The organism is Cyclobacterium jeungdonense (genome assembly GCF_010994275.1).
Taxonomy (GTDB): Bacteria; Bacteroidota; Bacteroidia; order Cytophagales; family Cyclobacteriaceae; genus Cyclobacterium; species Cyclobacterium jeungdonense.
Genome location: NZ_WMCD01000010.1, coordinates 204,905 through 230,106, shown reverse-complemented (window position 1 = coordinate 230,106; position 25,202 = coordinate 204,905). Strand labels below are relative to the sequence as shown.

32 protein-coding genes are annotated in these 25,202 nt (G+C 46.8%); 28 read left to right on the top strand and 4 right to left on the bottom strand.

The features are described 5' to 3' along the window. Window position 1: 1 nt before the first annotated feature. The 16 genes from GKS34_RS18890 (at window position 2) to GKS34_RS18815 (ending at window position 13,801) form a co-directional block, all read left to right on the top strand. Entirely contained in the window at window positions 2–1,546 is a 1,545-nt protein-coding gene (locus tag GKS34_RS18890) for a DUF4942 domain-containing protein (protein ID WP_163386543.1), read from the top strand. Window positions 1,547–1,548: 2 nt separating this feature from the next. Further along, window positions 1,549–2,175, top strand: coding sequence for a hypothetical protein (locus tag GKS34_RS18885; protein ID WP_163386542.1), 627 nt, complete (start codon window positions 1,549–1,551; stop codon window positions 2,173–2,175). Further along, complete coding sequence (locus tag GKS34_RS18880; protein WP_163386541.1) at window positions 2,176–2,313, top strand: hypothetical protein; 138 nt, start codon at window positions 2,176–2,178, stop codon at window positions 2,311–2,313. Next, entirely contained in the window at window positions 2,310–3,203 is an 894-nt protein-coding gene (locus GKS34_RS18875; RefSeq protein ID WP_163386540.1) for a DNA adenine methylase, read from the top strand. Before GKS34_RS18880 ends, GKS34_RS18875 begins: the two co-directional genes overlap by 4 nt. A gap of 50 nt (window positions 3,204–3,253) precedes the next feature. Further along, a complete protein-coding gene (locus tag GKS34_RS18870) occupies window positions 3,254–3,544 on the top strand; it encodes a hypothetical protein (protein WP_163386539.1) in 291 nt (96 codons plus the stop codon). 8 nt (window positions 3,545–3,552) lie between these two features. Continuing rightward, window positions 3,553–6,054, top strand: a complete 2,502-nt coding sequence (locus GKS34_RS18865) for a primase-helicase family protein (RefSeq protein ID WP_163386538.1) — start codon at window positions 3,553–3,555, stop codon at window positions 6,052–6,054. A gap of 32 nt (window positions 6,055–6,086) precedes the next feature. Then, window positions 6,087–7,070, top strand: a complete 984-nt coding sequence (thyA, locus tag GKS34_RS18860) for a thymidylate synthase (protein ID WP_163386537.1) — start codon at window positions 6,087–6,089, stop codon at window positions 7,068–7,070. A gap of 120 nt (window positions 7,071–7,190) precedes the next feature. Next, complete coding sequence (locus tag GKS34_RS18855) at window positions 7,191–7,514, top strand: hypothetical protein (protein WP_163386536.1); 324 nt, start codon at window positions 7,191–7,193, stop codon at window positions 7,512–7,514. A gap of 172 nt (window positions 7,515–7,686) precedes the next feature. Then, a complete protein-coding gene (locus GKS34_RS18850) occupies window positions 7,687–9,630 on the top strand; it encodes a DNA cytosine methyltransferase (protein ID WP_163386535.1) in 1,944 nt (647 codons plus the stop codon). Then, entirely contained in the window at window positions 9,627–10,844 is a 1,218-nt protein-coding gene (locus GKS34_RS18845) for a phosphoadenosine phosphosulfate reductase domain-containing protein (protein WP_163386534.1), read from the top strand. Before GKS34_RS18850 ends, GKS34_RS18845 begins: the two co-directional genes overlap by 4 nt. Before the next feature lie 58 nt (window positions 10,845–10,902). After that, window positions 10,903–11,298: a DnaJ-like cysteine-rich domain-containing protein gene (locus GKS34_RS18840; protein ID WP_163386533.1), complete on the top strand. Its 396-nt coding sequence runs from the start codon at window positions 10,903–10,905 to the stop codon at window positions 11,296–11,298. A gap of 31 nt (window positions 11,299–11,329) precedes the next feature. Continuing rightward, window positions 11,330–11,746 (top strand): hypothetical protein, encoded by a 417-nt coding sequence (locus tag GKS34_RS18835; protein WP_163386532.1) that lies wholly within the window; start codon window positions 11,330–11,332, stop codon window positions 11,744–11,746. Further along, window positions 11,730–12,020 carry a hypothetical protein gene (locus GKS34_RS18830; protein ID WP_163386531.1) on the top strand — a complete coding sequence of 97 codons (291 nt, stop codon included), beginning with the start codon at window positions 11,730–11,732 and terminating at the stop codon, window positions 12,018–12,020. The genes GKS34_RS18835 and GKS34_RS18830 overlap by 17 nt, the downstream gene beginning before the upstream one ends. Before the next feature lie 11 nt (window positions 12,021–12,031). Beyond that, complete coding sequence (locus GKS34_RS18825; protein ID WP_163386530.1) at window positions 12,032–12,748, top strand: hypothetical protein; 717 nt, start codon at window positions 12,032–12,034, stop codon at window positions 12,746–12,748. 13 nt (window positions 12,749–12,761) lie between these two features. Continuing rightward, window positions 12,762–13,022, top strand: a complete 261-nt coding sequence (locus tag GKS34_RS18820; RefSeq protein ID WP_163386529.1) for a hypothetical protein — start codon at window positions 12,762–12,764, stop codon at window positions 13,020–13,022. Next, a complete protein-coding gene (locus GKS34_RS18815; protein WP_163386528.1) occupies window positions 13,019–13,801 on the top strand; it encodes a DUF5131 family protein in 783 nt (260 codons plus the stop codon). The genes GKS34_RS18820 and GKS34_RS18815 overlap by 4 nt, the downstream gene beginning before the upstream one ends. Window positions 13,802–13,886: 85 nt before the next feature. Here the strand turns inward: GKS34_RS18815 and GKS34_RS18810 are convergent, their stop codons facing one another. The 4 genes from GKS34_RS18810 to GKS34_RS18795 form a co-directional block, all read right to left on the bottom strand. After that, window positions 13,887–14,078, bottom strand: coding sequence for a hypothetical protein (locus tag GKS34_RS18810; protein ID WP_163386527.1), 192 nt, complete (start codon window positions 14,076–14,078; stop codon window positions 13,887–13,889). Window positions 14,079–14,330: 252 nt separating this feature from the next. Further along, window positions 14,331–15,050: a hypothetical protein gene (locus tag GKS34_RS18805; protein WP_163386526.1), complete on the bottom strand. Its 720-nt coding sequence runs from the start codon at window positions 15,048–15,050 to the stop codon at window positions 14,331–14,333. 18 nt (window positions 15,051–15,068) lie between these two features. Next, entirely contained in the window at window positions 15,069–16,115 is a 1,047-nt protein-coding gene (locus GKS34_RS18800) for a toll/interleukin-1 receptor domain-containing protein (RefSeq protein ID WP_163386525.1), read from the bottom strand. Between the two features lie 42 nt (window positions 16,116–16,157). Continuing rightward, the gene (locus tag GKS34_RS18795; protein WP_163386524.1) at window positions 16,158–17,087 is read right to left on the bottom strand and encodes an abortive infection family protein; all 930 of its coding nucleotides are present in this window, start codon (window positions 17,085–17,087) and stop codon (window positions 16,158–16,160) included. 511 nt (window positions 17,088–17,598) lie between these two features. Here GKS34_RS18795 and GKS34_RS18790 point away from each other — a divergent pair. From GKS34_RS18790 to GKS34_RS18735, 12 genes are all read left to right on the top strand, one after another. Continuing rightward, the gene (locus tag GKS34_RS18790; RefSeq protein WP_163386523.1) at window positions 17,599–17,886 is read left to right on the top strand and encodes a hypothetical protein; all 288 of its coding nucleotides are present in this window, start codon (window positions 17,599–17,601) and stop codon (window positions 17,884–17,886) included. Between the two features lie 61 nt (window positions 17,887–17,947). Then, window positions 17,948–18,379, top strand: coding sequence for a hypothetical protein (locus tag GKS34_RS18785; RefSeq protein WP_163386522.1), 432 nt, complete (start codon window positions 17,948–17,950; stop codon window positions 18,377–18,379). Beyond that, entirely contained in the window at window positions 18,379–18,789 is a 411-nt protein-coding gene (locus GKS34_RS18780; RefSeq protein ID WP_163386521.1) for a hypothetical protein, read from the top strand. Before GKS34_RS18785 ends, GKS34_RS18780 begins: the two co-directional genes overlap by 1 nt. A gap of 57 nt (window positions 18,790–18,846) precedes the next feature. After that, window positions 18,847–20,097, top strand: coding sequence for a head maturation protease, ClpP-related (locus tag GKS34_RS18775; RefSeq protein WP_163386520.1), 1,251 nt, complete (start codon window positions 18,847–18,849; stop codon window positions 20,095–20,097). 30 nt (window positions 20,098–20,127) lie between these two features. After that, a complete protein-coding gene (locus tag GKS34_RS18770; protein ID WP_163386519.1) occupies window positions 20,128–21,207 on the top strand; it encodes a hypothetical protein in 1,080 nt (359 codons plus the stop codon). A gap of 7 nt (window positions 21,208–21,214) precedes the next feature. Further along, entirely contained in the window at window positions 21,215–21,577 is a 363-nt protein-coding gene (locus GKS34_RS18765; protein ID WP_163386518.1) for a hypothetical protein, read from the top strand. A gap of 1 nt (window position 21,578) precedes the next feature. Continuing rightward, window positions 21,579–22,121, top strand: a complete 543-nt coding sequence (locus GKS34_RS18760) for a hypothetical protein (protein WP_163386517.1) — start codon at window positions 21,579–21,581, stop codon at window positions 22,119–22,121. Next, window positions 22,121–22,327 (top strand): hypothetical protein, encoded by a 207-nt coding sequence (locus tag GKS34_RS18755; RefSeq protein ID WP_163386516.1) that lies wholly within the window; start codon window positions 22,121–22,123, stop codon window positions 22,325–22,327. Before GKS34_RS18760 ends, GKS34_RS18755 begins: the two co-directional genes overlap by 1 nt. Window positions 22,328–22,491: 164 nt before the next feature. Beyond that, entirely contained in the window at window positions 22,492–22,836 is a 345-nt protein-coding gene (locus GKS34_RS18750) for a hypothetical protein (RefSeq protein ID WP_163386515.1), read from the top strand. Window positions 22,837–23,258: 422 nt separating this feature from the next. Continuing rightward, window positions 23,259–23,723 (top strand): JAB domain-containing protein, encoded by a 465-nt coding sequence (locus GKS34_RS18745; protein ID WP_163386514.1) that lies wholly within the window; start codon window positions 23,259–23,261, stop codon window positions 23,721–23,723. A 464-nt stretch (window positions 23,724–24,187) separates the two neighbouring features. Beyond that, a complete protein-coding gene (locus GKS34_RS18740) occupies window positions 24,188–24,460 on the top strand; it encodes a hypothetical protein (RefSeq protein ID WP_163386513.1) in 273 nt (90 codons plus the stop codon). Between the two features lie 258 nt (window positions 24,461–24,718). Continuing rightward, entirely contained in the window at window positions 24,719–25,165 is a 447-nt protein-coding gene (locus tag GKS34_RS18735) for a DUF6943 family protein (RefSeq protein WP_163386512.1), read from the top strand. Window positions 25,166–25,202: the final 37 nt, after the last annotated feature.

The window sequence follows — 25,202 nt, the reverse complement described above, 5'->3', positions numbered from 1 at the left end:
CATGTACCGAGAAAACAAAGATTTTTACCCCACTCCCCCGGAGGTAATCAAAAAAATGCTGGCTCCCTACCATCAGGAATCTTGGCGGGAACACAACCACGTCAGGGGACACTACAAGCTTGCCGGACTGCACATCCTGGAGCCATCGGCAGGCAGCGGTAATATCCTGGACTTCCTTAAGGAGCAGGGACACGTCCGAAGCCAGCACCTCTATGCCATAGAGCAGGATCCCAACCTGGCGCATATCCTCCAGGGCAAGGGCTACAAGGTCATCGGTAATGACTTCATGCAATACGATGGCGACTACTGCTTTGACCTGATCATTGCCAATCCACCCTTTTCCTCTGGAGACCGGCACCTGCTACACATGTGGGAGATACTGCAGCGGGGCAGCATCATCTGCCTGCTCAATAGCGAGACGGTACGCAATCCCTATTCCGAAAACAGAAAGCTGCTCACTCGCCTGATCCATGACCACGGATCGGTGGAGCACATCGGTCCGGTATTTACAGATGCCGAGCGAAGGACAGAAGTAGAAACGTGCATCGTCAGGCTAATTAAGGAAGGCAAATCCAAAGTGGACTTCACCTTCCAGAACGTCACCGAAGAAGCCAAAGTGGAGTTCAGTGACAAAATGGTAGGCGATTCCGTAGCGGTAAATGATTTCACCGGCAGCCTGCTCCGCTGCTATGAAAAGACCAAAGAGGCCTTTACCGATTACATCAAAGCACGGAATGCCCTGGAGTCTTTTTCCGGCCCCATACTGCGGAGTACCGATCATATCCTGGATATGGCAGCGGCATCCTGCAAGGACGAAAGTACCGACACCGGCAGGTACAATGCCTTTATGGACACCTTCAAGTATTGCGCCTGGAAGAGCATCCTTTCCAAACTCCAGATCGAAAAGTACCTGACCAATTCCGCCCGAAAGACCTTTGAGGAATTTGCCAAATCACATGGAGCCATGGACCTCACCCGGGAAAATATCCATGCCCTCATCATGATGATCGTCCAGAACAAGGACAAAATCCTAAATGATGCCGTGATCGAGGTATTCGACATTTTTACCAAGTACCACTGTGCCAACCGCATCCACCCCGAAGGCTGGAAGACCAACGAAGCCTGGGTAGTAGGGCCAAAGGTGATACTACCCCATTATATAGAAATGGGGTTCGGCAGCCATTATTCGGTCAATCACCGCCGATGGGACGAATTCTCAGACATCGACCGGGTGATGTGCTACCTCACCGGTACCGACTTCGACAGCCTGGACAAGCTCCCCGAAGGCTGGGCCATGGAAAATGCCAAAGACAGCGAGCAGAAACACACCAATCTAAGTCTGAAAAATGCCATACGGCAGGTAGGCATAGGCGACCAGTCCTGGCACCCAAGCGCATTCTTCTGGATCCGCTGCTACAAGAAAGGCACCATCCACCTGAAGTGGAAAGACGAAGCCCTCCGGGCAAAATTCAACCAGGTAGCCTGCCAGGGCAAATTCAACCTTGGCTATTCCAGGAAAAAATCACGAACCAAAAAAACAGCCTGATCATGCTACAAGGACACGAATTCATCACCCCCATCCAATACGGCTACCTCATCCTGGCCGGTATCCTGATCCTGATGGCCTGCATAGCCGGGATCATCTACATTATCCGGGATATACAGGCCAGTGCTACCGATGCCCCGGACTACATCGCTCACTGGGAAAGATTAAAAACGGATAAGAAAACCTACTACGAGCCCCCGTTTTCGGAGTGGATAAGGTCTCAGATGGTCAAGGAAACACTAGAAGAAGTGAGTAAGGAAATAGAGCAGGAGTTAATGAGGTGTGCTGCTGAAATAACCGATGAAATGGCCCGGAATTATACCCTTACCATTCCCCAAGAAAATATTGCTGAAGGCCAATCCTATGATACTTCATCAGAAGTGGAAATCACCTATATAACACCTACTTCAAAACCACCATTCCACTGGGAGACCTTTCTGGATGATCTTATCAAAGACTGCTGTACCCCCGGGCAGATCGACAGAGCCAAAGTCCTTTCCGCCCATTTCCAAACCTGCCCCTGTGGACAGCTGGATCCGGCCATCCCCAGAAGGGAAGATGGAGAACCCGGCCAACCCGAAGATGAAGAATTGTGCATGCTGGGAGCCGAATTCTGGCAGGCACTCTGAATGGACGACTATTACCGCGCCTGGGAGATATACCAGCAGATCAAAGCCAGAGAACAACACCTTCTCAATCTCCTGCGGTACCTGATCGAAGCCGAAGGGAGTGGAATCAAAGGGAAATCTAACCCCAATCAACCATGACCAAGCTCAAAACACTCACACCCTACTACGGAGGCAAGTTCAATAAGGTGGGAAAGTTTATCTCCCAGATACTTCCCGTACACCGGCACTACTGTGAGCCCTGTGGCGGTATGGCAGGAGTGATGATGCTAAAGGAACCATCCTTTTGCGAAATCTACAATGATATCGATAACAATATCGTCACCCTATTCGAAGTAGTAAGGGATCCGGATACCTTCCACGAACTGGAACGCAGGCTGGATCTCACTCCCTACAGCAGAGAAGAATGGAGAAGATGCCAACGCACCTTTAAAACCGAATCCGACCGGATAGAAAAAGCCAGAAAAGTATATGTGCTTTTGTCAATGGGATACTTAGGTAGCCTTGGAAATAAATCTTTCAACTACGGAGGAATAAAATACGAAAGCTCGGTATCACGGACTTATTTCAATGGACTCAAATCCCTTCCCGCCATTCACCGCAGGATCAAAGACCTGATCATCGAAAATCAGGATTGCCTGGTAGTGGCCAAAAAGTGGGATAGTAACGAAACCTGCTTCTACTGGGATAATCCATACCTAAGAGAAACTCGAGTCACCTACAATGACTATTCCTTCGAGATGACAGACGAACAGCATCAGAATACCCTGGACTTTGTGACTAGCTGCAAAGGCAAAGTCATCATGTCCGGATATGCCCATAAGATGTATACCGAGGCATTGGAGGCAAACGGATTTAGCAGGATAGACTTGGCAACTTTCTCCAGAGGATCCAGATCCAATGGCAAAGGATACGAATCCAAACGCACCGAATGCCTATGGATAAATTACCAGGCAAAGGATTTCTCCAATCCACTATTCGAATCCATCCCAAATCAGCGCATCATCAAATCACTAAACCATGACCAATAACCTCACAGAAATCATCAAAACAGCAAAATATACTATAAAAGCGATCAACCATGTACACACGACGAAGTCAGGACGTATCAACGCACTCAAAAAAAGAAGGTACCAACTCACCCACGACTACAAGGCAGCCCTCAGAGACATCGATGGAGCCATCAGGGAAGCCCAATCTCAGCCAGCTCGAAAAAGACAGGATGATGCTGGAAGACGACATTCAGCGAATCCACAATAAACTTGAATACGACCGAAGCCTCAGCCAGGAGCAGATCCGGATCAAATACCGCCTGCTGGACGAGCACACAGAAGACCTTAGAAAATTAACAGCTCAAATCAAAAACGACTGATTTTTACCATGCCCACACAGGAAGTACATAGTTATTTTAGCGAACGCCTCCGGCAACTCGGAATCACAGACCAGGTCAATACCATCACCACACCTGTGTATGAGTCTATCGAGGGAGGATACAAGCGCACGGCTGAAAACAAATCCCTGAAAGCTTTTGAAGCCCATGACAAAGGGATTCAGATCAACTACTTCCTGCCCAATGGCAATCCCGTATCCTGGAAAAAAGAAGGCACCAAGTGGCCAAGAAACTTTGTGCGCATCCGCCTGGCCAAAGAAGAGACCTACGAAAAGGAAGGCAAGACTTACACGAAAAAGTACCACCAGGAGAAAGGTAGCCCTTTGGTGCCCTACCTTACCCCCGGCCTGATCCGCAAGTATGTAGACCAGGACCAGATAGAGACGCTGGTACTGGTAGAGGGGGAGTTCAAGGCCTTCAAAGGCTGGATGGTCAAGTCTGCCGACGAGCAGATGAATGGTGTGGAGTTTATAGGCCTGCCTGGTATCCATGGCTTCTATGCCGGAGATTTCAATCACAAGAAGGAGATCAACGAAATCATCCAGCAGATCATCCTTGAATGTAGGGTGAGGAATATCGTATTGCTACTGGATGCAGATACCCTTACCCTCAAGTGGCAGGAAGACAAAGACCTCAGCTACCGGGCCAGCTCCTTTGCCAATGCCGTCAAAAACTTCCGCAACAGCCTGCACCTGCTGCTGGAAGACAAAGATGTAGAGCTGAACAATGTCTACTTCATGCACCTGAAGGCCAAGCACCAGGACACAGAAAAGGGCCTCGATGACCTGCTTCAAAACATCCCCGCCAAGCACAAGGAGATCATGGACGATCTGATGAGCTTCCATTTTGCCAAGACCTACTTCGAGGGCATCCTCCTGAACGACGGACAGGCCGGTACCGTGGACAAGCACTTTGGCCTGATCAATAAGGAGACCTTCTACACACTTTACAAAGAGTACATCGGCAGCCGCCCATTCATCTTCAAAAAGATCAAGTACGAATGGACCGGAGAAGAACTTAAATACGTAAAGTCGGCCGAATCCGACCGCTTTGCCAGGATAGGCATCAACTGGATCAAGCGCGTCACCCTGCCAAACCATAAGGGCATCCCCGAAGAGCGCATAGAGAAGTGGTCCGTGACGGAGATCAAGCGGGACTATCCCAAGTACATTGCCGAGCAGATGATCAACCGGGACATCCCCCGCTATGACGGATTCTTCTCCCTGCCCTGCTGGGACCCAAAGGAATACCGCAGGGCCATCTACGGCTGCTATAATCTGATGGAGCCGCTTATCTGGGATTATAAGGCCGGCAGGGTGGATTATACGCTGGCCTTTATCAAGCACCTCTTTCAGGGCAAGGGCCGCATATGGTGGGATGAGGAAGCCAAGTGCTACCAGGAGGAAGCCATCAAGGGAGACCAGTTTACCGTAGCCATGGACTACCTCACCATCCTGCACCAGTATCCCACGCAGAAGACCTTCGTGCCCTGCCTGGTATCCCGGGAAAACGGTACCGGTAAGTCCACCTTTCTGGAATGGCTCTGCATGGTCTATAATGGCAACGGCACCGTGCTGAACAATGAGCAATTCAAAAAGAACTTCAATGCCCACTGGGCCAGCAAATTTATCATTGGCCTGGATGAGGGATTCCTCGACGTGGACAAAAAGGCAGAGCGGGAGCGGCTCAAGCAGATGGTCACGGCCAAGGAGATATTCCTCGAGCTGAAGGGCATAGACGTGAAGCCCATCCCTTACTTTGGCCACCTGATCATCTGCTCCAACGATGCCGACAATCTCATGAAAATGGAGGAGGAGGACACCCGGTGGTTTGTGGTGAAGGTGAGCAAGTCGGAAAAGAAAGACCCCGACCTGGTGGACAAGCTCAAGATCGAGATCCCAGCCTGGGTGCACTTCCTCAATCACCGGAAGATATTCCACCCCAAGGTGGACCGGCTGTGGTTTGATCCGGAGGACTTTGAGACCGAGCAACAGCGCAAGATCGTCCAGACCACCAAAGCCCGGCTGGATGCAGTCGTGGAGAATTACATCAAGGATACCTTCCTGACCTACAAGGTGCCCGAGTTGCGCATCTCCCGCCGTACCCTGCTGAAGAAGCTGAACAACCCTGATATCAGCAAGTACCGCCTGGACGAAAAGGAAGTAAAGATCTGGCTCGAAGACCGCAGGGGCATGAAATACCGCCCCACCGGCCGCTGCAAGATTCCTGAGCGCATCACAGGCTACAGCGAAGACGATGAACCCCGGATACAGTACGAAGAAGAAAACCAGCGGCACTACTGCTTCCTTCCGGAGGAGTGGCTAAGCGAAGAAGAATACCTCGAATACAAAAGCCCCTGGAATATAGATCCGGATGAAACAGAAGACAAAGACCCTCCGGCCGGAACCTTCCCAGAAGCTGAAAAGCTGGACGACAAGCAATACAAACAAGAACAACTCTGGCAGGAGAAAAAAGGCACTGCCCCATTTTAAAAAAATCTCTTTCAATCTAAAAAATAAAAACCATGTCAAAAATCGATGTAACCTATCAAGAACTCTGTTCCCTGATCCTATCTGAAGGCAAGGAATACGAAAACAAAAACCGCGGGGTAAAAAGGCTGCAAATCCCATCCTACACCCTTCGGCACAGCTTTGCCGATGGATTTCCGGCACTGTCCAATAAGAAACTGTACTGGGAAGGCGTGGTCGGCGAGCTGATCTGGTTTCTAAGAGGAGACAATGACGTCAAGTGGCTCAACGAAAACGGTATCAAAATATGGAACAAGGATGCCTATAACTGGTATGTAAAGCATCATTCCCATAATGGTCCAGACAATACAGGCCTTGTAGAAAATCCCGATGGAAGTTTTCGGATGCTTACTTTCCCAGAATTCAGCAAAATAGGTCAGGGATCTGTGGGCCAAAACTACTCCGTGCAATGGCGAAACTTCAATGGCAAAACCGATCAGATAGACGACCTGATCACCAATATGCGAAAGGACATCATGTCCTCCCGCCTCAAGGTGAATGCCTGGAACCCCTCTGAAATATTCGAAACCGCCCTGCCTCCCTGCCATTCCGAATTTCAGGTCATCGGCGTGCCGCTGGAAGATGGAACCTTTGGATTCGAACTGCATTGGAACCAGCGATCCGTGGACGTATTCCTGGGACTGCCCTTCAATATCGCTTCCTATGGACTGCTGGCAAAAATCCTCGAATACATCACCGGATACAAAGCCCTGGCCATAGAAGGCACCCTTAAGTGTGTCCACTTCTATGACAACCAGTACGAAGCGGCAAAGGAACTCCTTTCTCGCGATCCGAACCGCTTTCCCGCTCCCGAGCTGGAAATAAAGGAAAACGAATTTTCAATGTTTGTAAAATTGACTGGAAATAAAAAAGGAATAGATATCCTTTTCAATGCATGGGAAATCAAAGATTTCCAACTGAAAAACTACCAATCCTACGACAACATCAAAGTAGAGATGCTGGCACCCAAAAAACTATAATCAATCTCATTCAATCTGGTCCCTTCGGTGCCTGCGGTCCCTGAGCCTGTCGAAGGCAGCGGAGTCGAAGGCAGCGAAGGGCCATTAATCTAAATCGATCTCATTCAATCAATTTCAACCATGGAAAATCAAAAATTCGAAACCACAGCCTTAATAGAACTATTCGGCCATACCCGCATGGCAGGCACCGTATCCGAACAGACCATCGGTTCAGCCACTTTTATCCGGGTGGATGTACCCGAAACCAAAAGTAACGCCTCCTTTACCCGCTTTCTACATCCCAATTCCATCTACGCCATCAATCCGATCACCGTAGAAGTGATGCAGCACCTGGCAGACGACATGCAAGTGAAGCCTGTCAATGCCTGGGACATCCGCGAGATAGTACGGAAGGAAAAAGCCATGCTGGGAATGGGAGAGGAGGAAGAAGAAGGGTTTGATTGATTTCAGGCAAGTTACTCACCGGGCCGATAAGGTATAGGGAAAAAATGTCCCAGCTGCCCCAAGGTACTACGGCATAAACAGGAGAGAAAGGCAGAGAGGCTTTATTCCGTTCCACCTTGACCTCAATCGGCCCGCTTTCGTGCCGATTGCCCAAATCAACAAATAACACATCATGAAAAAGTCAAACTACAGTGTAAACAAAAACGGAGACCTCAACTTCCGTTCCCAATCCGGAGAGACCGTGACCCTGCAGCAGGGGACGAACGTCTTTTACATCGATCTCTTCTGCGGTGCGGGTGGCGTCAGCTGGGGAGTGACCAAGGGCGGCGGCAAAGTGATCTATTGCATCAATCACGATCCCCTGGCCATCGCCTCCCATCAGGCCAATCTCCCCAATATCCTGCATGCCACAGAAGACATCCGGAACTTCGATCTGGCAGAGCTGGTACAATTGGTCACGATCATCCGGCAGTGGAATCCGGAGGCGGTGATCTGCCTCTGGGCATCCCTGGAATGCACCCACTTTTCCAAGGCCAAGGGAGGCAACCACCGGGATGGAGACAGCCGCACCCTGGCCGAGCACCTGTACCGCTACATCGAGCAGCTGGATCCGGACTACATCGATATCGAGAATGTGGTGGAGTTTATGAGTTGGGGCCCCTTGCGGATCGCCTGCGAAAAAATGCACAAAGACCGCTGCGACCTGAAGCTAAAAAAAACCGGAGGCTACCACATGGTGCCCTACTCCCGCAAAAATGGCAAGTACTATACCCGGTGGAAACAGACTATCTGCCAAAAGTACGGCTACACCTACGACCACCGCATCCTGAACAGCGCCGACTTCGGAGCGCTTACCTCCCGGACCCGCTACTTTGGGCAGTTCAGAAAAGCCCACCTGCCCTTTACCTGGCCACAGCCTACCCATGCCAAAAATCCCGGCCAGTCCGGAATGTTTGGCGAGCTAAAGCCCTGGCGTGCCGTGAAGCCCGCCCTCGACCTGGAGGATGAAGGCAAAAGCATCTTTGGCAGGAAGAAGCCACTCTCCGAAAATACCCTCAAGCGGATCTATGCTGGCCTGGTCAAGTACGTGGGAGAGGGCAAGGAACCAGAATTTATCATGAAGTACCTGTCCAATTCGCCCAAATCCGGCCTGAGCAATCCCGTAGATCTGGACGGCGTATCTCCCACGATCACCACACAGAACAGACTGGCATTTGTGAAGGCGCAGTTTATCACCAAGCACTTTAGCGGCAAGCCTCACCAGAAATGCCATCCGCTCACCGAGCCGGCACGGACCATCACCACTTCTGCCAATCAGAGCCTGATCAGCAGTACATTCCTGACCAAGTACCACAGCACCGGAGAGAACCTGCTATCCGCAGACAGCCCCTGCAGTACCATCAGCACCAGAGATCGCCTGGCAAAGATTCAGGTCGTATGGCTGGACAAGCAATACCGCTCCGATGCCAATCACCAGTCCCTGGACCGCCCGGCCGGTACCGTGATGGCCAATGACAAGCACTGCAAGATGACGGCTTTCTTTATGAATCAGTTCAGTGGGGGAGGGCAGACCGGATCGGTAGACAAACCATCCGCAGCCATCACCACTGTACCCAAGTCCAACCTGATCCATGCCAAATGGCTGATGAATCATAGCTATGATAATACCGGATCAAGCACCGAAGCACCTGCCCCTACGATACTCGCCAGCCGGAAACACTTCTACCTGCTCAATCCCCAGTACACAAGCAAAGGCAATGACCTGGACCGGCCCTGCTTTACCCTGATCGCACGGATGGACAAGATGCCGCCCTACCTGGTAGATGCCACGGAAGGAGAGGGAGCCATCCTGATCTACGAAGATGACAGCGAGACCCTGAAAAAGATCAAGCTATTTATGGCCGCCTATGGCATCATGGATATCAAGATGCGCATGCTCAAAGTACCCGAGCTACTCCGCATCCAGGGCTTTGGTGACGGGTATCAGATGATGGGCACCCAGACCGACCAGAAGCGATTCATAGGCAACGCCGTCGAAGTCAACCTAGCCATGCATAAAGCCCAGGCCCGGCTTGCCGCCATCGAATCCCTAACCAGAAAGGAGGCCGTAGCATGAGACAGCAGCTTAATTTCTTCGAATCCCAGCGAACTACCTTCAATGAACAGCTAGAGCTGACCATCCAGTCATTAAAAGCCTATGGCGAAAAATACGACCATTGGGTAATCGCATGGAGTGGTGGAAAAGATTCTACTGCTCTGGTTACACTCGTGGTCTACTTGATTGAGAGTGGACAGATACCTGCTCCGAAGAAATTAACGGTACTGTTTGCCGATACACGAATGGAAATCCCCCCGCTCTTTTTTTCTGCCCAGGGAATAATGAAACAGCTACGGGAGCGAGGCATACGGGTAGAAACAGTCATGGCACCAATGGACGACAGGTTTTTTGTCTACATGATGGGAAGGGGAGTACCCCCTCCGTCCAATACATTCCGCTGGTGCACTCCCAAAATAAAAGTAGAGCCGATGATGGCCAGGCTTCGGGAAATGCACCAGCAAACGGGTAAAAAGTTTTTACTGCTGACAGGTGTAAGGCAGGGTGAATCCGCCAAACGGGACGGCAGGATCGCTATGTCATGCGGCAAAGATGGAGCGGAATGCGGCCAGGGATGGTATCAGGTATCTGCATCGGATGATATCTGCGACAAGCTGGCTCCTCTACTTCATTGGAGAGTCTGTTCCGTATGGGACTGGCTGAGTTTATTTGCCCCCATGGAGCGGCATGGATCATGGAAAACGGCACTCCTGGCCGATGTGTATGGAGGAGAAGAAGCAGAGGAGATCAACGCCCGGACCGGATGCATAGGCTGCCCCCTCGCTTCAAAAGACAAGGGGCTGATGGTAGTAATTAAAATTGCGGAATACAACTACCTGGCCCCTTTGATGGAATTGAAAAAACTCTACCGGGAATTAAAAAAACCAAGGTGGAGAAAGAGAAAGACCGAATGGCAATACAAGTCTGATGGCAGCCTTTCCAAAAACCAAAACAGGATGGGGCCATTGACAATGGAAGCCCGCAAAATGGCACTATATACCATCCTTAAAATACAACAGAGAGTCAACCTCCAGGCAAAAGCAGAGAATAAGCCCCGCATAGATATTATTAATATCCACGAGGTGATCCGGATAAACGAACTCATTGCCAAAAATACCTGGCCCAGAGGATGGACCGGGAAAGAAGAAAAAGGCGATTTCCCATTTATACAAAGGTTCAACGATGGGAACGTCCAATCTGACCTGTTTATCAAACCAAGCGAAATATCAATATAATTAAATATTAAACCGGTGCCTGAGCGAAGTCGAAGGGCATCATCAAACCATCGATAAAATGAAAAATGAATTCCTACTTCTAATCGACCGAATAAATTTAATCATTGCGGAAATCCGCTCTGACAAGCACTTTAAGAACGAAACCGATGAATTTAAAGAGGTAAACGCATTACTTAAAGCCCTGGAATCGGCTGTTAAAAGAGCAAAAGATCTTTTGATAGAACTATACATAAATCGACAATCCGAACCGGAAATGCAAAAATGGTTTCCGACACCAAAGGAATACCGGGGACCAATCCAAAATCAAACAACTGCCCACAGGTGCCCGGTATGTAATGGAAATGGATTGGTGCCCAATGGATTTTACCATCAGACCACAGGCGAATGGAGCACATCCAGCATAGAACCGGAAACGTGCCAGTCATGCAAGGGATCAGGTATAGTCTGGGGATAATCGATCTCAATCTCATTTAATCAATTGAACCATGAAAAACAAAATCTCCTACACCCTGCGCAAGCTCAGCGAAAAAGAGTACAAAGATGCCCCTGAAGAAGTCAGGAAAGTCTACATCCATGTGACCGAAAAGATCCCGATGGACGGTCGGGAAAAAGCCCGGATTCTGCGGTCCCATCCCGAATACTTCACCCGGAAGAAGCCCTTGACCTTCGCACAGAAAGTCAGACACATCCATAACCGACAATCAAAAATCAAACGAAATGAAAAAGCCCGGATTCTGCGGTCCCATCCCGAATACTTCACCCGGAAGAAGCCCTTGACCTTCGCACAGAAAGTCAGACACATCCATAACCGACAATCAAAAATCAAACGAAATGAAAAAGCCCGACATAAGAAACTTAGAAGAACTGAAGAAGCGGTTCGACCAGATGAAAGCCGAAAATGACCGCATCCGGATGGAATTCTTCCGGAGCATCTTCTCCCATCCGGATCTGGGATCCAAGCACTTGCTAAAAAAGATCGAAGACTTCGGCCCACCGGACATCGTGGTAATCCCAGCTTCCATGGAAGGGCGGATCTATGACAGCTTTGGGCAGTATTGCCAGGTCAGTGTGCATCCCTGGATAGGGGACAATCAGATGTTCTTCCTCTGGAAGGATAAGAACCTACCTACCATGCGTCAGCTTAGCCGTGATGCCTGGTTTTCCATCGAAAATTAACCTAAAATCCCATGAATCCAATCAAAGAAAAAACAACCAAACTCCTGGACCTATTTCGGGTAAAATATGCCTATTCTGCCTACGAGGAGAAATTTACCCAATACATCCCCCTGGAATGGCAAGAGAAGCGATGGATAGGCGCATGCAATCCCCATTCGTTTATCCTGGTAGCTGAATGTGAGGAAAACAAAATGCCTGATCCGGAAAAGAAGGTAGTAAACCTGCAGGGTATTCTTCCTCAAAGCATACTATTCGAAGCAGAAATGGACCAGAAAGAACTCATACGACAGTGGAAGTCGGTGCCAACCATCGAGACCGACCAAAAAACCCAATGCCCCAGCTGTGAAGGAGAAGGCAGGTTTGATCACTGGGGAGATACCTACGACTGCCAGCATTGCGAAGAGACCGGAGAGATCAAAACCAACCGCAAAATCAAAATAAAGGACCCTAAATATACCTTTTACATAGATGGAAAACTGCTAACAACCGATAAGATAGAAAAAATGGTAACCACTATAGATATGCTGCAGTCAGAGAAGATCAGCTACATGGTCACCAATGGGAATAAATCACTTGCTCTCTTTTGCCTGGAAGGAGAGATCATCGTAGGCCTCGCCAGGTGGCTGCCATTGGAAGATAACGATGTAGACAGCGAAAAGATCATTGACCTATCCGCGAAATGCATCAAAATGCAAGACCTGGAGACCATCGAAGTCATGCGCAATTGATTAAACCCAACTAATGATGAGGTACCTAAGTTTCGAGAAAATAATCAAGGATAAAAACTATCCGGTAGTCAGGATAACCTACCAAGAGGAAGGAGATTGGCCATGGTCCAAGCCAATCACAAAAGTAATGGACGTTACTAAATGCAGAAAATCAGGTTTTGAAAAACACTGGGTAGGTATGTCAAACGGTTCCTGCGTAGGTGTGGAAGATGACCCAATAAATGCCTTCTTCGAGAGCAATTTTGACAAGTACATCATAAATAAAACCAAATGAAAAATTCCAACATCCAATGGACAGACTACACCTGGAACATCGCCGTGGGCTGCACCAAGGTGGACGAAGACTGCAAATACTGCTACATGTACCGGGATAGCATGAAAAATACCCGCTATGATCCGAAGGTAGTACGCAAGACCAAGACCGTATTTACCAAACCCCTCCGGATCAAAGAACCGTCCCGGATCTTTGTCAGCAGCCTGACCGACGTATTCCATCCGGAGATCGATGCATTCCGGGACGAAATGTGGGAGATCATCCGCCAGTGCCCCCAGCACACCTTCCAGATCCTGACCAAGCGACCAGAGAGGATCATAGATCACTTGCCGAAAGACTGGGGCGATGGATGGGATAATGTGTGGATGGGCACATCAATTGGTAGTGAGGATTCCATTCATAGAGTTGTGCATCTATTTGATTTTGAGTCGAAATTTGTTTTTCTGTCGATTGAACCTCTTCATGGTCCTATTGATTTAAGAAAACTGAAAAAATACTATGGTTTTTGTGAGGGATATTTTCAACTATTACCAGGTATCGATTGGGTAATCATCGGCGGCGAATCCGGCAATGAAACCGGCAAGTACCGCTACCGTCCCTGCAAGCTGGAATGGATTCGAACCATCGTAGAAGAATGCCAGGAGGCAGACATCCCCGTCTTCGTGAAGCAGCTCGGCACCCACCTGGCCAAAGAACTCTCCCTCAAAGACCGCCACGGCGGCGATATCAGCGAATGGCCGGAGGATGTTCGGGTGAGGGAGTTTCCATCGCCTACCTAACACTATCTCTGCGGTGCTTGAGCGGAGTCGAAGGCAGCGAAATCGAGACATCACCACATCATCAAATCATCAAATCATCACATCATCAAACCATCAACCCATCCACCTGCACCTGTCCCCCGGGATACACTGCGGATCGGAGCAAGCCTACCAGCGTATGGTACGGCTCACATCTCCCTTTTCCCGGAAAGAGATCTGCATCGATCCCTGCCTGGTGGTGGAGATCACCTGGCTCTGGGAGCAGGGCATCCAGACCACCGGCTGCTGCTGCGGCCATGGTACCCTGGTACCCTATATAAATATGCTAGCTGAACACCACACAAGGATGCGCCAGCTAGGATACCGGTACCGGGTAAACCGGTTTGGGGTAAGGTGCTATTACCCGAGAAAATTTGATATATTGAATAAAATAACAGTGATGCACACAAAAAAATCTACATGGATTAAATTTGGCTTCTAACCTGCATTTTTTTTAAAGTAATTCATACGAAAATAATTTATAATCATAAAAATAAAATGAGTAAATAATTCACCAATTAAATGGTCGGTCATAATGGATGTTTTTCTCTTCAAGTTTCTTTTCTAACCCCATTAAGACACCCTGAAATACTTCAATACTTTTATATAAATATTCAATATCTATTAAATTAATACTGCTTCCATGTACAATTTCGTTTCTATAGATTTGAAGATCTTTCAAAAATATTATAATATCCGTTGAATATTTCAGGCCAATTAATTTTTCCATCCTATTTAGCGTTTTTTCAATTTTACCACTTACCATATATTTACAAGCTTTGCGACAAATTAATTTAATAATATCTTTAGTTGCTTCATTGTTAATTAGTAGTTCTAAATTAACTGATTCATTTATGTTAAATTCCGAATTGATTTGTTCAACCCTTTTTAATAGTTTGTGATCATAATACAGAAATAAAAAAATGCTTTCTTCAAAAATTTCTTCAATAATTGCGAATTGATAAACAATTGTACTATTAATGATTGTTGTTCCAATGTGGTGAAAGTTTGAATGTAATTTTGAGGCAAACCGTTCGATCGATTTCTCATCCCCAGATATAAATTCACTCTTATCATTGTCAAATACTTTAACTAAGTCATTTTCCTTTAAATATGAGTTTATGGAACCTTTATTTTTTATATAGGATAAAAACTCTTTTAAGTCATAAACTGAACTGAGTATTTTTCCCCACCAAAATCCAGAATTAAAGCATTCAGTTTTACTTTCCATATTAATTATTTTAAAATTTTATTTATCTTCATTGATAATACTGTTTATTTCTATTTCAAAATCTACGATCCACTTTTTAAAATATATCAAACTTTCGTAATATTGGATAAAATAGTTTATAATGTTACTTTCCTTTTTTGTTTGAGGAAGAGGTTCTTGCTTTATCAATTTTATAGCTAATTGAATATATGAATCAGATTCTTTATTTGCAATAAAATTTATTTGATCATACCAATTATCAACTTGAAATTTAGAATAGAGGAATATGTTTAATAATTCTTTTATCTTGGGAGGGATATCGATTCGATTGTATAATAGTAAGAATTTTATATTTTCTGAAAGTTCGTGAATTGTATCATGAAAGACCTCAAATATTCTTTTATTTGACACAAATACCAACATAGAAAAGTCAAATAAATGGTATATTTCATTAAATGTAAATTCATGATTACCTATATCTTCATTTCTTAAGTTTAATGTATTTTTCTCACCATACTCGATTGTCGAATAAAAAATAGAGTATTTTAAAATTTCTATTTGTCTAATTAATAAGTTTTTTATGAATCTTGAATCTTTTAATATTTCTGAATTTTTAATTTTTAATTCAAAGTTTTTAATTTCAGAAAAGAAACTATTGTTCGATGAATTGGGTTTTTCTATACCTAATATTTCAGCGATTTTCTTAAATAATTTCGAAACATCGTCTTCGTTATTAATAAGTCCACCTTGAAATGAATTAAGAGGAACTGGTAGTTTTCCAGGCGTTAATCCTGAATGACATAAAGGGATTACCGGTAGATTTCTAATCCAACCTGCTCCAGCCTCAAAATTAATCCATGGTCGTGAAATTGAAATAGGACTACATAATATAATAATCAATTTACAATTTTTCATTGACTTTTTTATGGTATCCATCCAGTCATCTCCAAGTTTTAAGCTTTCATCATGGGATGATGAAAATACATCAACTGTTTTTAAGAATCTAGTTTCTATAAAGGATTTTAAATTATTTGCAATTTCCTTTTCTTCTGAAATATGTGATATAAAAATTGTGGATTTATTCATTTCATTTAGTTATTTATATTTTAAAATATATAAATAATTTGTTTAATTTACTTTTGATAATTCTACCAAGAAAATTATATTAGTCCCTGTTAAATTGAGTGCATAACGAGTCATTTCATCATCAACCACCTTTGGGGTTTGGCCCTGGCCATGACCTCCTAACTTATTCCTCAAAGTAGGAATTCCACTTTCCAGAAGGCTCCTCAGGGAAGTAAACTGATTTTGGGTAAATGCCGGAACCAATTCATTATCAAAGCAAATTTGAATTAATTTTTTAGATGTATCGGTTTCTTTAAAATTCCATCCTTTTTCTTTACATATTATTTTTAATGTACTCTCAAATGCTTTCAAGCATTCAGCCAGGCACTCTTTATTCCTGCCATGTCTGTAGTGCTCATGAGCTGTAAGATATTCATCATTTGCACCCAGAAATTTTTTGTTCGATATTAAAGCTAATGTAGGCTTGGTTATTTCAGAATGAATGTAGGTTGAATCAATCTTAATGATTTCTCCACTCTCGAAACAATATCCAATCCCTTCTTCTTTAAATCTTTTATTTAGCTCGTCAATAGCTTCGTCAGGTCCTATTTTGGGTTTCGCATAGAACCTGTAATGATTGTAGTCACTCCGAATCTTTGTATCGAGTAATTTAAAAGACAATTCTATTACATCAAGTGCTTTTTCTGTTTCAGGAGTTGTAAGTAAAAAATTCAAAACATGTTCTTCTATGCTATTAGTTTTATCAACAGGTAGGAAAAATAATCCATATTCTCTGCAAAGAGTATCTTTTATCTCGAAATAAATATCTGATGATAGGAGGTCATTTGAACCATTAGTTGGTCCAAACGCATCTCGGATAATATGAATAATCCGAATTCTTAGTGGCTCAGATATTTTGTCATGAGACAAAGTGTCTGGAACATCTCCTCGAAGTATTTTTTGTCTTTTTGAAAACAGGTTGAATATTGGCATATATACTATTCAAAAAATTGGAAGTGAAAAACGTCTATTTCCAATTAAGATTAACTATCATTTAACGAAATATAGCCGAAAACTTTGAAAAATACAACAACTAAAAATTTAGACAATTTCCCTGTTTTCACCCATGATTTTCATGGCGAAAAAAAGGCGTTACATTGTAACATTTGTAACATTATTAATATAATTATAAAATATATAGGAATAGATACGGTATATGGCGTTTTCCCGCAAGTGGGTTTGTTACGGATGTTACACGTGTCAACGAACGTAAGGCTTAATTTTGAAAACGAAGCGTTTAATATGTTACAAAAGTAACGCCTTGTAACAGGCTTTTGTTACAGACGAAAAAAGCCTATCCACCTGAAAATCAAGGCACTTTTCCCGATTGGTAACGGATGTTACAATGTTACACGATTTTTGAAGTTTAGCGAAAAACGCTTATATTGTAGTGAAAATAGCTTTTTGATATACCCTTTTTCCTACATTAGAAAAGTACAAAAAAATGAACAGCTACTGGATCGACGAACAGCAAAAGAAAATCCTCAAACTCGACTGTGACCCCAAAAAAGAAGAAGCCCGTGTCTACTGGGTACAGGTATGCGCCACCGAAGGGGGTGGTTTTATCCACGCCAGGGGCTGTGACGTGGTGTCCGTCCAGGAAAAGGCAGAAGAAATACTCCGCCTTACCGCCGAGCCTGCCCATGAGGAAGATTACATAACAGCCCTTAAGGATTACTTCGCTGCAGACAAAAAAGTAAGGGAGCAGTTTATTAAAACCTTCAAATTGTGATTTTTTTATATAGGGGAAATCTGTCCCAAAAAGTGAAAAACGCTAGTACTAATTTATAAGTATGAAAGCTTACGAAATCCCTGTATCCCGTCCTGCCTTCAAAATGCTCAAAAGGGACTGCGGCTATACACACTTTCTCCGTGTAGACAAGCTGGTCATGAGCAAAAAAAGCACCCGCCGACGTACGGAACACTATGAAAAATACCTGAACGAGGCCGGAGAAAACCAGGTAATGATCACCCTGGTCTGTCCCTATGCCAGCCATGGCAACCTGTACACCATCGCCCGTATGATAGAGCATACCTTTAACCAGAAGTTTTTGCTATTCGTGGAAGCTGCCGTGGCGCACGAGCTCGACGCCAGCGAGGCCATCAGGAAGTTTATGGACAAATACGACCTGGCCATCGAAGAATTTGAGTGGGAAACGGCCTGGAAAAAGTGGCAGCGGTACCGGAAACGCGAAAAAGAACTTGATCTTATCCCCCTATGGTAATGGAACGAACCTCCCTGATCACCCTGATAATGGTAGCCGATGCCGATCTCAGCCCCGATATATATCTGGAAGACGATATTCCCGACAGCGTCTCTCTGGATGCCCACTTTGAAAACTGCCCCTTCCTGCCTGAGCGGGCAGAGCTGACCGAAAGCTCCGAAGAGACAGACCATGGCTACCTGATCAGCTTCCGGGTAGATACCAATACCCCCAGGGACGAGTACTTCCACAGCCGCTACTTCTTTCGCCCACTCCTTATATATATAGAGACGCTGAACGGAGAGCGGCATTACCTGGGCACTGCGGAGCATCCCTGCCGCATGGAGTACCGGCGCCAGAGCGCCCCCGGTATCAGCGACAGCAACGACAATACCCTGGTTTTTACCTGCACCCTGCCCAAAACGGCCTGATTTTGTCCCATTCCGGCCCGGTCCATCTGGCTATCCTTGTATCAAATCATACAAGATATGCCTCAGAAAGGACTCTTTTACGAAATCACCAATAAGCAAAAGGAAAGCAAGACCGTGGACATCATGGTCTATGGCACCATCCCCAGCCTGGATACAGACACCTGGAGGATGACCAACACCGCCGACCGCTTTGTGAGGGATTTCAAAGCCCTGGAAAAAGACTACGACCGCATCAATATCCACATCAACAGCCCCGGGGGATCGGTCTACCATGGCTTTCCCATCTTCAATGCCATCGCTGCCTCCAAAAAAGACATCCATACCTATAATGACGGACTGGCCGCCAGCATGGCCGGAGTTCTCCTGCTCGCAGGCAAGACGGTCCACACCGCCAAAAATGCCCTGCTGATGATCCACTGTACCAATGGCCTGGCCATCGGTCACTCTCAGGACTTCAGGGACATGGCCGACATGATGGATAAGTACAACGGCATCATCGCCCAGCACTTTGCCGATAAGTCAGGCAAGAGCCTGGAGGACATTCAGAGCAAGTACATGAACTACAAAGACCACTGGCTCACCGCTCAGGAAGCAGAGGAAGAGGGATTTGTAGACCAGATTGAAGACTACGAATCTGAGGATGCCCCACCCGAGGATATCACCGATATGGCATTCAGCCAGGTCATGGCCCAGTATACCGGGGAAAATCCCGAAAAGAAAGCCGCCGACGAGCGCGGACTTTTCCAACGCCTCACCGCCTATATGGAAAAGACCTTTAAACTGAAGGCCGATCCACCGGCTCCTCAGGATCCACCCAGCCCACCAAGCAACCAAACCGAAACAGAAGAAGATATGGATTTTAAAAATTCACTGGCACTGCTGGCAAAAGACCAGGTCAGTGCCGAAGACATCGCTGCCATACGGGCAGAGATCGAAGCATTCACCGGAGCCAATGAGAAATTCACCCCCGACGAAGTGCAGGCCCGGGTAGACGAGGCCGTGCAGCCCGTGCAGGACCAGGTCGACAGCCTGACGCAGGAAAAGACAGATCTGGAAACAGAAGTAACCAACCTGAAAATCGAAAAAGGCAACCTGGCCACCTCCGTCACTGACCTGACCGAGGAAAATAAGACCCTGAAGCTGGACATCCAGGCTTACCGCAAGTCCGGAGTGAAGGTAGACAACAGCGGCGGTGAAAATCCGGATCACATCGAGGGGGATGAGAAAGAATCTTACCTGCATTCCGAAGCAGACGCAGAGGTAAAAGCCCTGCGGGCAGAGGCGGGTATCAAAGCCAAAGCCGAGTAAAAAAGCTAAAACTAAACCACTAATACCAAAATGTCAGTAAAACCAGCAACCGATATAGAAGCCATCAAAGGCTATATCGAAAAACAGGACAGGCAGCTGATCAATCAGATGCTGAACAGCCTGGACATCGTGCGCGACCTGGACGTTCGCCGGAATGTCCGGGAGCCTCTGGCCCTAAATAAGATGACCGTGGATGCCGGTGCAAGACCGCTCAATGTGGACATCGAGACTGCCAAGAGCGGAAGGAAATGGACCAAGCGGGTACTCACTCCCCAGCGGGCCATGAAGATCATCAAAATGATCCCCGAGGAGCTTCGGGAAACATTCATGTCAGAGATGCTGGACATCAATGCCAAGGAAGTACCCTTCGCAGCCTGGGTTTGGCAGCAGGAGTTTGCCAAGATCGCTCAGGAGATCAATGACAATTTCTACTTCTCCAAATACCACGGCGAACCCGAGGAATGGGCGAGTGGCGACACCTACGCCGTAGACGACTTGGTGTACTTCAATGAGATCATCTACAAATGCGTGACCATCACCACTGCAGGTGAATCTCCTGCTTCAGCATCAGCCAAGTGGGAAGATGTCGATAACAAGGTAATCTGCGACGGCCCCGATACCATCATCAAAGACGCCATTGCCAATGACGGACTTCTGGCCGTGGGTACCGGTACCTATGACGAGACCGACGCCTATGCCTATGTCAAGGACATGTGGGGAGCCGTACCAGAAGCACACAAAAACAACAACGGACAGGGCATGATCGCAAATGTATCCTATGGAACTCACGAAGACCTGGCTGTGAATGTAAACAAGCTCTTCGGATCCGGTGCCGGTATCGGCGCCGTGGATATCGAAGAGGGTAGGCCTTTTACCCTCAAAGGTACAGGAGGAAGGCTACGCGTAATGCCCCGCACCTGGATGGGAGGGTCCCGAAGGATCATCATCACCCCTCCTGGCAACCTGATCGTGGGTATGAACCAGGTATCCGATGCCAATAAGGTAGGCAAGATGGTGGATACCCTGCACGGATTCCGAGGCATTGTAAAATGGATGATCGGAACGCAGTTCCGGGACATTGAACCACTGTATGTAAACGACCAAGACTAAGCAAACCATGGCAGAAGATAAAAACAAGGGAGCGGCAGCAGCCGCTTCCGATTCCGAAAAAGAACTGGCGACCATGAAAGAAAAGGTCGCAGCACTCGAAGCCGAAAACAAGGATCTGAAAGCAGAGATCAAAAAGAACGAATCTGAGCTGAAAGATGCTGCGGAGATCGTGGCTGATCTTAAGGAAAAGGTAAAGGCCGGAAATGCCGGCAAGGTAAGGACCATCAAGATAGATGGATCAGTGTACCAGGTAGTGGGTGGCTTCCGCAAGGGAGACAAGACCTACAAGCCTGAGGACATCGCCTCTGACGAAAAAATAGCCAAAGAACTGATCAAAAAGCAGTCTGGCCTCATCAAAAAAGTGAAGTAAGATGGATCTGTTTGATTATACCGGACAAAACTACCTGGAGGAGTCCGCGGCTCTGGAGACGGAGGTATGTATCGCGGACTATTTTGACATCGAGACCTTCCCCGCCCTGCCGGACCTGGATACAGGCACGACCAACGCAGACTACGTGGACCTGGCAGCTGCCACTTTCACCATGGCCACCGGAACGAAGTTTCATAAGTTCTCCGCCACCCTGGAAAGAAACGCCCTCAGCACCACGCTGGAAGGACCCCGGGGAGCCAAGGCCTTTATGAACATGCTCACCATCGCCAGATCCGGAGCGGACAAGGAGCTGGTAGGTTTCCTGAGAGCCAATCGTAACCGGAAGCTGGTCGTGGCCTTTAAGTTTCTGGGAGCTGCCCAGTATTGCATCCTTGGCTATATGGGCCTGCCTGCAGAGGTGGACTCCGGAGGCATAGAAGTAGGAGCGGAGATCACCGGAGAGAAAGTGACCAACTTTGTGGTCCGATCGATCTTTCATGCACCGTATTTCATCGATGAGGTGCCGCTAACTGAGGCCGTCTGATGAGCAAAGTCACCAAGATACTGGATGGTAAGTACGAAGTCCTGGGCGTGAAGCCCGGGCCTATCGGTACTTTCATGGGAATCGTGGACCTGTCAAAGATCAACGAAGCCACCGCCGAGAGGCTTGTGGCCAGGGGAAGCAGCTACCTGCGAAAGGCCAAACCATCCGGGAAGAAAAGCAAGGACAAAGAAGAAGAAATTTCATAATGTTGGATTTTTGGGTTAATTGTTAATTGACTAAGGCCCCGGCCGTGACTACCGAACGAGTCGAAGGCAGGGGCTTTTTTACAATGTCCCATGACGACTGCCCGGAAGAGGGCATATTGAAGTTCATTTATTTACGATCACACTTTAACCAAAACAAATTGCCAATGAAAAATCTCATCGCACTTTTGGCCTTTATGGTATTCCTGGCAGGAGCTACCTGGCCCATCGAACCCGACCCACCTGCTGAGAAGGTAGAAGTATCGGGTCAGGAACTCTGCAGCGAATGCAAGCTGGTAATGGAGTCGGATTACGAAGTACCTCCGGCACCGGAGATATACCAGAGTCAGGCACAGCCTGTAAATGATGTAGACCGAATCACATCATACGTAGCTCCGGAGCCAGAAGCATTCCATGTCAACCATGCCACTTATCGGGTAGATCTACACTATGATCCCGGCTCGTGCGACCTGGCTATGGAATGGACGAGTAAAGCAGATTTTTCAGTATAACCAAACCAGACAATCACAATCACCCAGAAAATCCCTGCCGAATGTGGTGGGGATTTTTTTGTATTACAAAAAACATTATATAAAATACATTTAAGTTTGTTTATATAGTATTTTTAGTTATTATTGAACTATACTTTTTGGGGCTTTCCCTTCCTTCGGTCTGGCCGGGCTATACGCGGTACACGGTACCTTGCTTCTATCCCTAAGCCAAACCCACCCTACATTAATTCCAATAGATATTAGCAAAGTTCGGTACGCTGCCGGGATACGGGTCAAGAGACTACGGCATAAATCTGCCCGCATTCCCCCGCTTTTTTATTCCGTTTCCTCTTGCCCTTATTCCCTTCAGGTGCCGGAGTGGTAGCCAAAATCAATTTTCATAAAACCTCCAGAGCCAGGAGCATAAAGTCGGCAAGGCTATCATGAAAAACTCAGCACAACTTCAGATCTTCAACACCATCGGCGAAGCTAAAGTATCCTACCGGACCACCGGGCAGCCCTACGCCAAAGTATCCAGTTCTATTGATGTGAACGGATTTTTAAAGACCATCTGGGATCAGGATACCATCGAGTATACTGAGTCCTTTTGTGTGCTTTCGATAAACCGGGCCAATAAAATAATTGCCTATAGATTTGTATCCACTGGCGGCACCGCTGCCGTGATCGTAGACCCAAAGACGATCTTTCAGTTCGGGCTTCTGACCAATGCCAATGCGCTTATCTTAGCTCACAATCATCCATCAGGAAATTTAAAGCCCTCCCATGCAGACCTGAAAATAACCAAAAAACTCGTGAGTGGCGGACAATTTATAGATATGCCGATACTGGATCACCTGATCATCACCAAAGAAGGATATTACAGCCTGGCAGATGAAGGCCAGATATAGGGGGAGTTCCCCCTTTTTTTTGTCATCCTCCCAAATGACTTCCGGGGCCTTTTGATTGTAGTCAATTTCCTGTTTTTTACTTTAGCCGGGTGTAATCGATTCCGGACATACAGGTGCTTTCTCCAGGCGCCTTTTCCGATAGCTACCGACAGGTTATTTTATTGGATTGCCCACTCTTGCAGCATCGACGTATTGCTTTCCGGTCAGTACGGTAAGAATTTCCACCAGACACTTTACCCGCTTATTTTTTCAGGTCATGGATTTTGTGACGGTTGATCAATTGTGATCTATGCAAAGATGTGGACAGCGGGCCACGGTCCATGGGAGGCTGCGCTCCCGACCAAAAACAGGGCTTTCCTGAGGAATCCTTCCCGGTTTTTGATCGGGACCCATGGCCCATGTGTCCCTGATCCATCCACTAATCTCAGGCATAATCAAATTAATAACCTAAACAAATATCAATCATGACACAATTTGAAAAAAAGTACATCGGAAAAGGATCAAAAGTAGGAAACCTCGACATCGTACGCGTGACCATCAGCAAGGAGATCGTCGAAGAGCTGCTAAAAAGCGATCTGGTCAAATACGGTGAAAATGAATACCTGATATTCGAGGTAGCATCCATGAAAAGTAAAGACAACTACGGAAGGTCGCACACTGCCTACATCAGCAAGCGCATCGAATCGAAACCCGCCCCCAAGAAGCGAAAAAAAGCAGCACAGGAAGTTGCCTCCTGATTTCAAAAGGTCCTCCGGGGCCTTTTTTTATGTTCGGACGACCTGTCTTTAAAATGTATGCGAAAGGTACCCGCATCCAGGCACAGGGGAGATTTCGGAACAGACAGTCCGATACAAGGTGATCCGCCAAAAACAGGAAAAGGAACCCGGAGAGGCTTATTGCCGGCTCCACCTTGCCCCAAGTGCCTGCCTGCGGGTGGTGCATGACTTCACATTTTAAACCTCCAGCGCCAGGAGACTAAAGTCGGCAGTGAAGTTATGATCTCATTTTCCGTAAAAACCCACAAAGAAGGAACCAGGTACAAAAAGCATCATCTATTTGCCCTATCCCGTGGCTACAATACCGGGAGACCACTAAAGGAGCCCTGCCCCAACTGCTTTGTAATACTGATGGAGTCAGAGGATGACTGTCAGAAAATGTACTTTCTACTGGATGGTCTCTGGCGAAGGCAGGTATTCCGGATGCAGCTCATCGGCTCTGTGATCCCTTACATCAGAGTGCATGAGTTTACCAAAACGATAATTGCCTTCTGGAAGCAGATTCACGAAAATGAAGACCGGGTAAAGCGGCTGATGGATGCCTTCAATTCTCTCGAAAGGCTGGAAAAGCACAATGCGGAATTTATGCGATTACTCAGCAAATACCGGGATATGGCCTATGTTAAGGTGTTTGACCTCGACAAAGTCAATCTCTTCGGCAGATAGATAATTATGCAATTGCAACCTGTCCCGGTTGCAATTG

Coding starts and splice junctions, on each gene's coding strand:
- GKS34_RS18890 (WP_163386543.1), top strand. CDS start 2: ATGTACCGAGAAAACAAAGATTTTTACCCCACTCCCCCGGAGGTAATC.
- GKS34_RS18885 (WP_163386542.1), top strand. CDS start 1,549: ATGCTACAAGGACACGAATTCATCACCCCCATCCAATACGGCTACCTC.
- GKS34_RS18880 (WP_163386541.1), top strand. CDS start 2,176: ATGGACGACTATTACCGCGCCTGGGAGATATACCAGCAGATCAAAGCC.
- GKS34_RS18875 (WP_163386540.1), top strand. CDS start 2,310: ATGACCAAGCTCAAAACACTCACACCCTACTACGGAGGCAAGTTCAAT.
- GKS34_RS18870 (WP_163386539.1), top strand. CDS start 3,254: ATGTACACACGACGAAGTCAGGACGTATCAACGCACTCAAAAAAAGAA.
- GKS34_RS18865 (WP_163386538.1), top strand. CDS start 3,553: ATGCCCACACAGGAAGTACATAGTTATTTTAGCGAACGCCTCCGGCAA.
- thyA (WP_163386537.1), top strand. CDS start 6,087: ATGTCAAAAATCGATGTAACCTATCAAGAACTCTGTTCCCTGATCCTA.
- GKS34_RS18855 (WP_163386536.1), top strand. CDS start 7,191: ATGGAAAATCAAAAATTCGAAACCACAGCCTTAATAGAACTATTCGGC.
- GKS34_RS18850 (WP_163386535.1), top strand. CDS start 7,687: ATGAAAAAGTCAAACTACAGTGTAAACAAAAACGGAGACCTCAACTTC.
- GKS34_RS18845 (WP_163386534.1), top strand. CDS start 9,627: ATGAGACAGCAGCTTAATTTCTTCGAATCCCAGCGAACTACCTTCAAT.
- GKS34_RS18840 (WP_163386533.1), top strand. CDS start 10,903: ATGAAAAATGAATTCCTACTTCTAATCGACCGAATAAATTTAATCATT.
- GKS34_RS18835 (WP_163386532.1), top strand. CDS start 11,330: ATGAAAAACAAAATCTCCTACACCCTGCGCAAGCTCAGCGAAAAAGAG.
- GKS34_RS18830 (WP_163386531.1), top strand. CDS start 11,730: ATGAAAGCCGAAAATGACCGCATCCGGATGGAATTCTTCCGGAGCATC.
- GKS34_RS18825 (WP_163386530.1), top strand. CDS start 12,032: ATGAATCCAATCAAAGAAAAAACAACCAAACTCCTGGACCTATTTCGG.
- GKS34_RS18820 (WP_163386529.1), top strand. CDS start 12,762: ATGATGAGGTACCTAAGTTTCGAGAAAATAATCAAGGATAAAAACTAT.
- GKS34_RS18815 (WP_163386528.1), top strand. CDS start 13,019: ATGAAAAATTCCAACATCCAATGGACAGACTACACCTGGAACATCGCC.
- GKS34_RS18810 (WP_163386527.1), bottom strand. CDS start 14,078: ATGGCCGCAGCAGCAGCCGGTGGTCTGGATGCCCTGCTCCCAGAGCCA.
- GKS34_RS18805 (WP_163386526.1), bottom strand. CDS start 15,050: ATGGAAAGTAAAACTGAATGCTTTAATTCTGGATTTTGGTGGGGAAAA.
- GKS34_RS18800 (WP_163386525.1), bottom strand. CDS start 16,115: ATGAATAAATCCACAATTTTTATATCACATATTTCAGAAGAAAAGGAA.
- GKS34_RS18795 (WP_163386524.1), bottom strand. CDS start 17,087: ATGCCAATATTCAACCTGTTTTCAAAAAGACAAAAAATACTTCGAGGA.
- GKS34_RS18790 (WP_163386523.1), top strand. CDS start 17,599: ATGAACAGCTACTGGATCGACGAACAGCAAAAGAAAATCCTCAAACTC.
- GKS34_RS18785 (WP_163386522.1), top strand. CDS start 17,948: ATGAAAGCTTACGAAATCCCTGTATCCCGTCCTGCCTTCAAAATGCTC.
- GKS34_RS18780 (WP_163386521.1), top strand. CDS start 18,379: ATGGAACGAACCTCCCTGATCACCCTGATAATGGTAGCCGATGCCGAT.
- GKS34_RS18775 (WP_163386520.1), top strand. CDS start 18,847: ATGCCTCAGAAAGGACTCTTTTACGAAATCACCAATAAGCAAAAGGAA.
- GKS34_RS18770 (WP_163386519.1), top strand. CDS start 20,128: ATGTCAGTAAAACCAGCAACCGATATAGAAGCCATCAAAGGCTATATC.
- GKS34_RS18765 (WP_163386518.1), top strand. CDS start 21,215: ATGGCAGAAGATAAAAACAAGGGAGCGGCAGCAGCCGCTTCCGATTCC.
- GKS34_RS18760 (WP_163386517.1), top strand. CDS start 21,579: ATGGATCTGTTTGATTATACCGGACAAAACTACCTGGAGGAGTCCGCG.
- GKS34_RS18755 (WP_163386516.1), top strand. CDS start 22,121: ATGAGCAAAGTCACCAAGATACTGGATGGTAAGTACGAAGTCCTGGGC.
- GKS34_RS18750 (WP_163386515.1), top strand. CDS start 22,492: ATGAAAAATCTCATCGCACTTTTGGCCTTTATGGTATTCCTGGCAGGA.
- GKS34_RS18745 (WP_163386514.1), top strand. CDS start 23,259: ATGAAAAACTCAGCACAACTTCAGATCTTCAACACCATCGGCGAAGCT.
- GKS34_RS18740 (WP_163386513.1), top strand. CDS start 24,188: ATGACACAATTTGAAAAAAAGTACATCGGAAAAGGATCAAAAGTAGGA.
- GKS34_RS18735 (WP_163386512.1), top strand. CDS start 24,719: ATGATCTCATTTTCCGTAAAAACCCACAAAGAAGGAACCAGGTACAAA.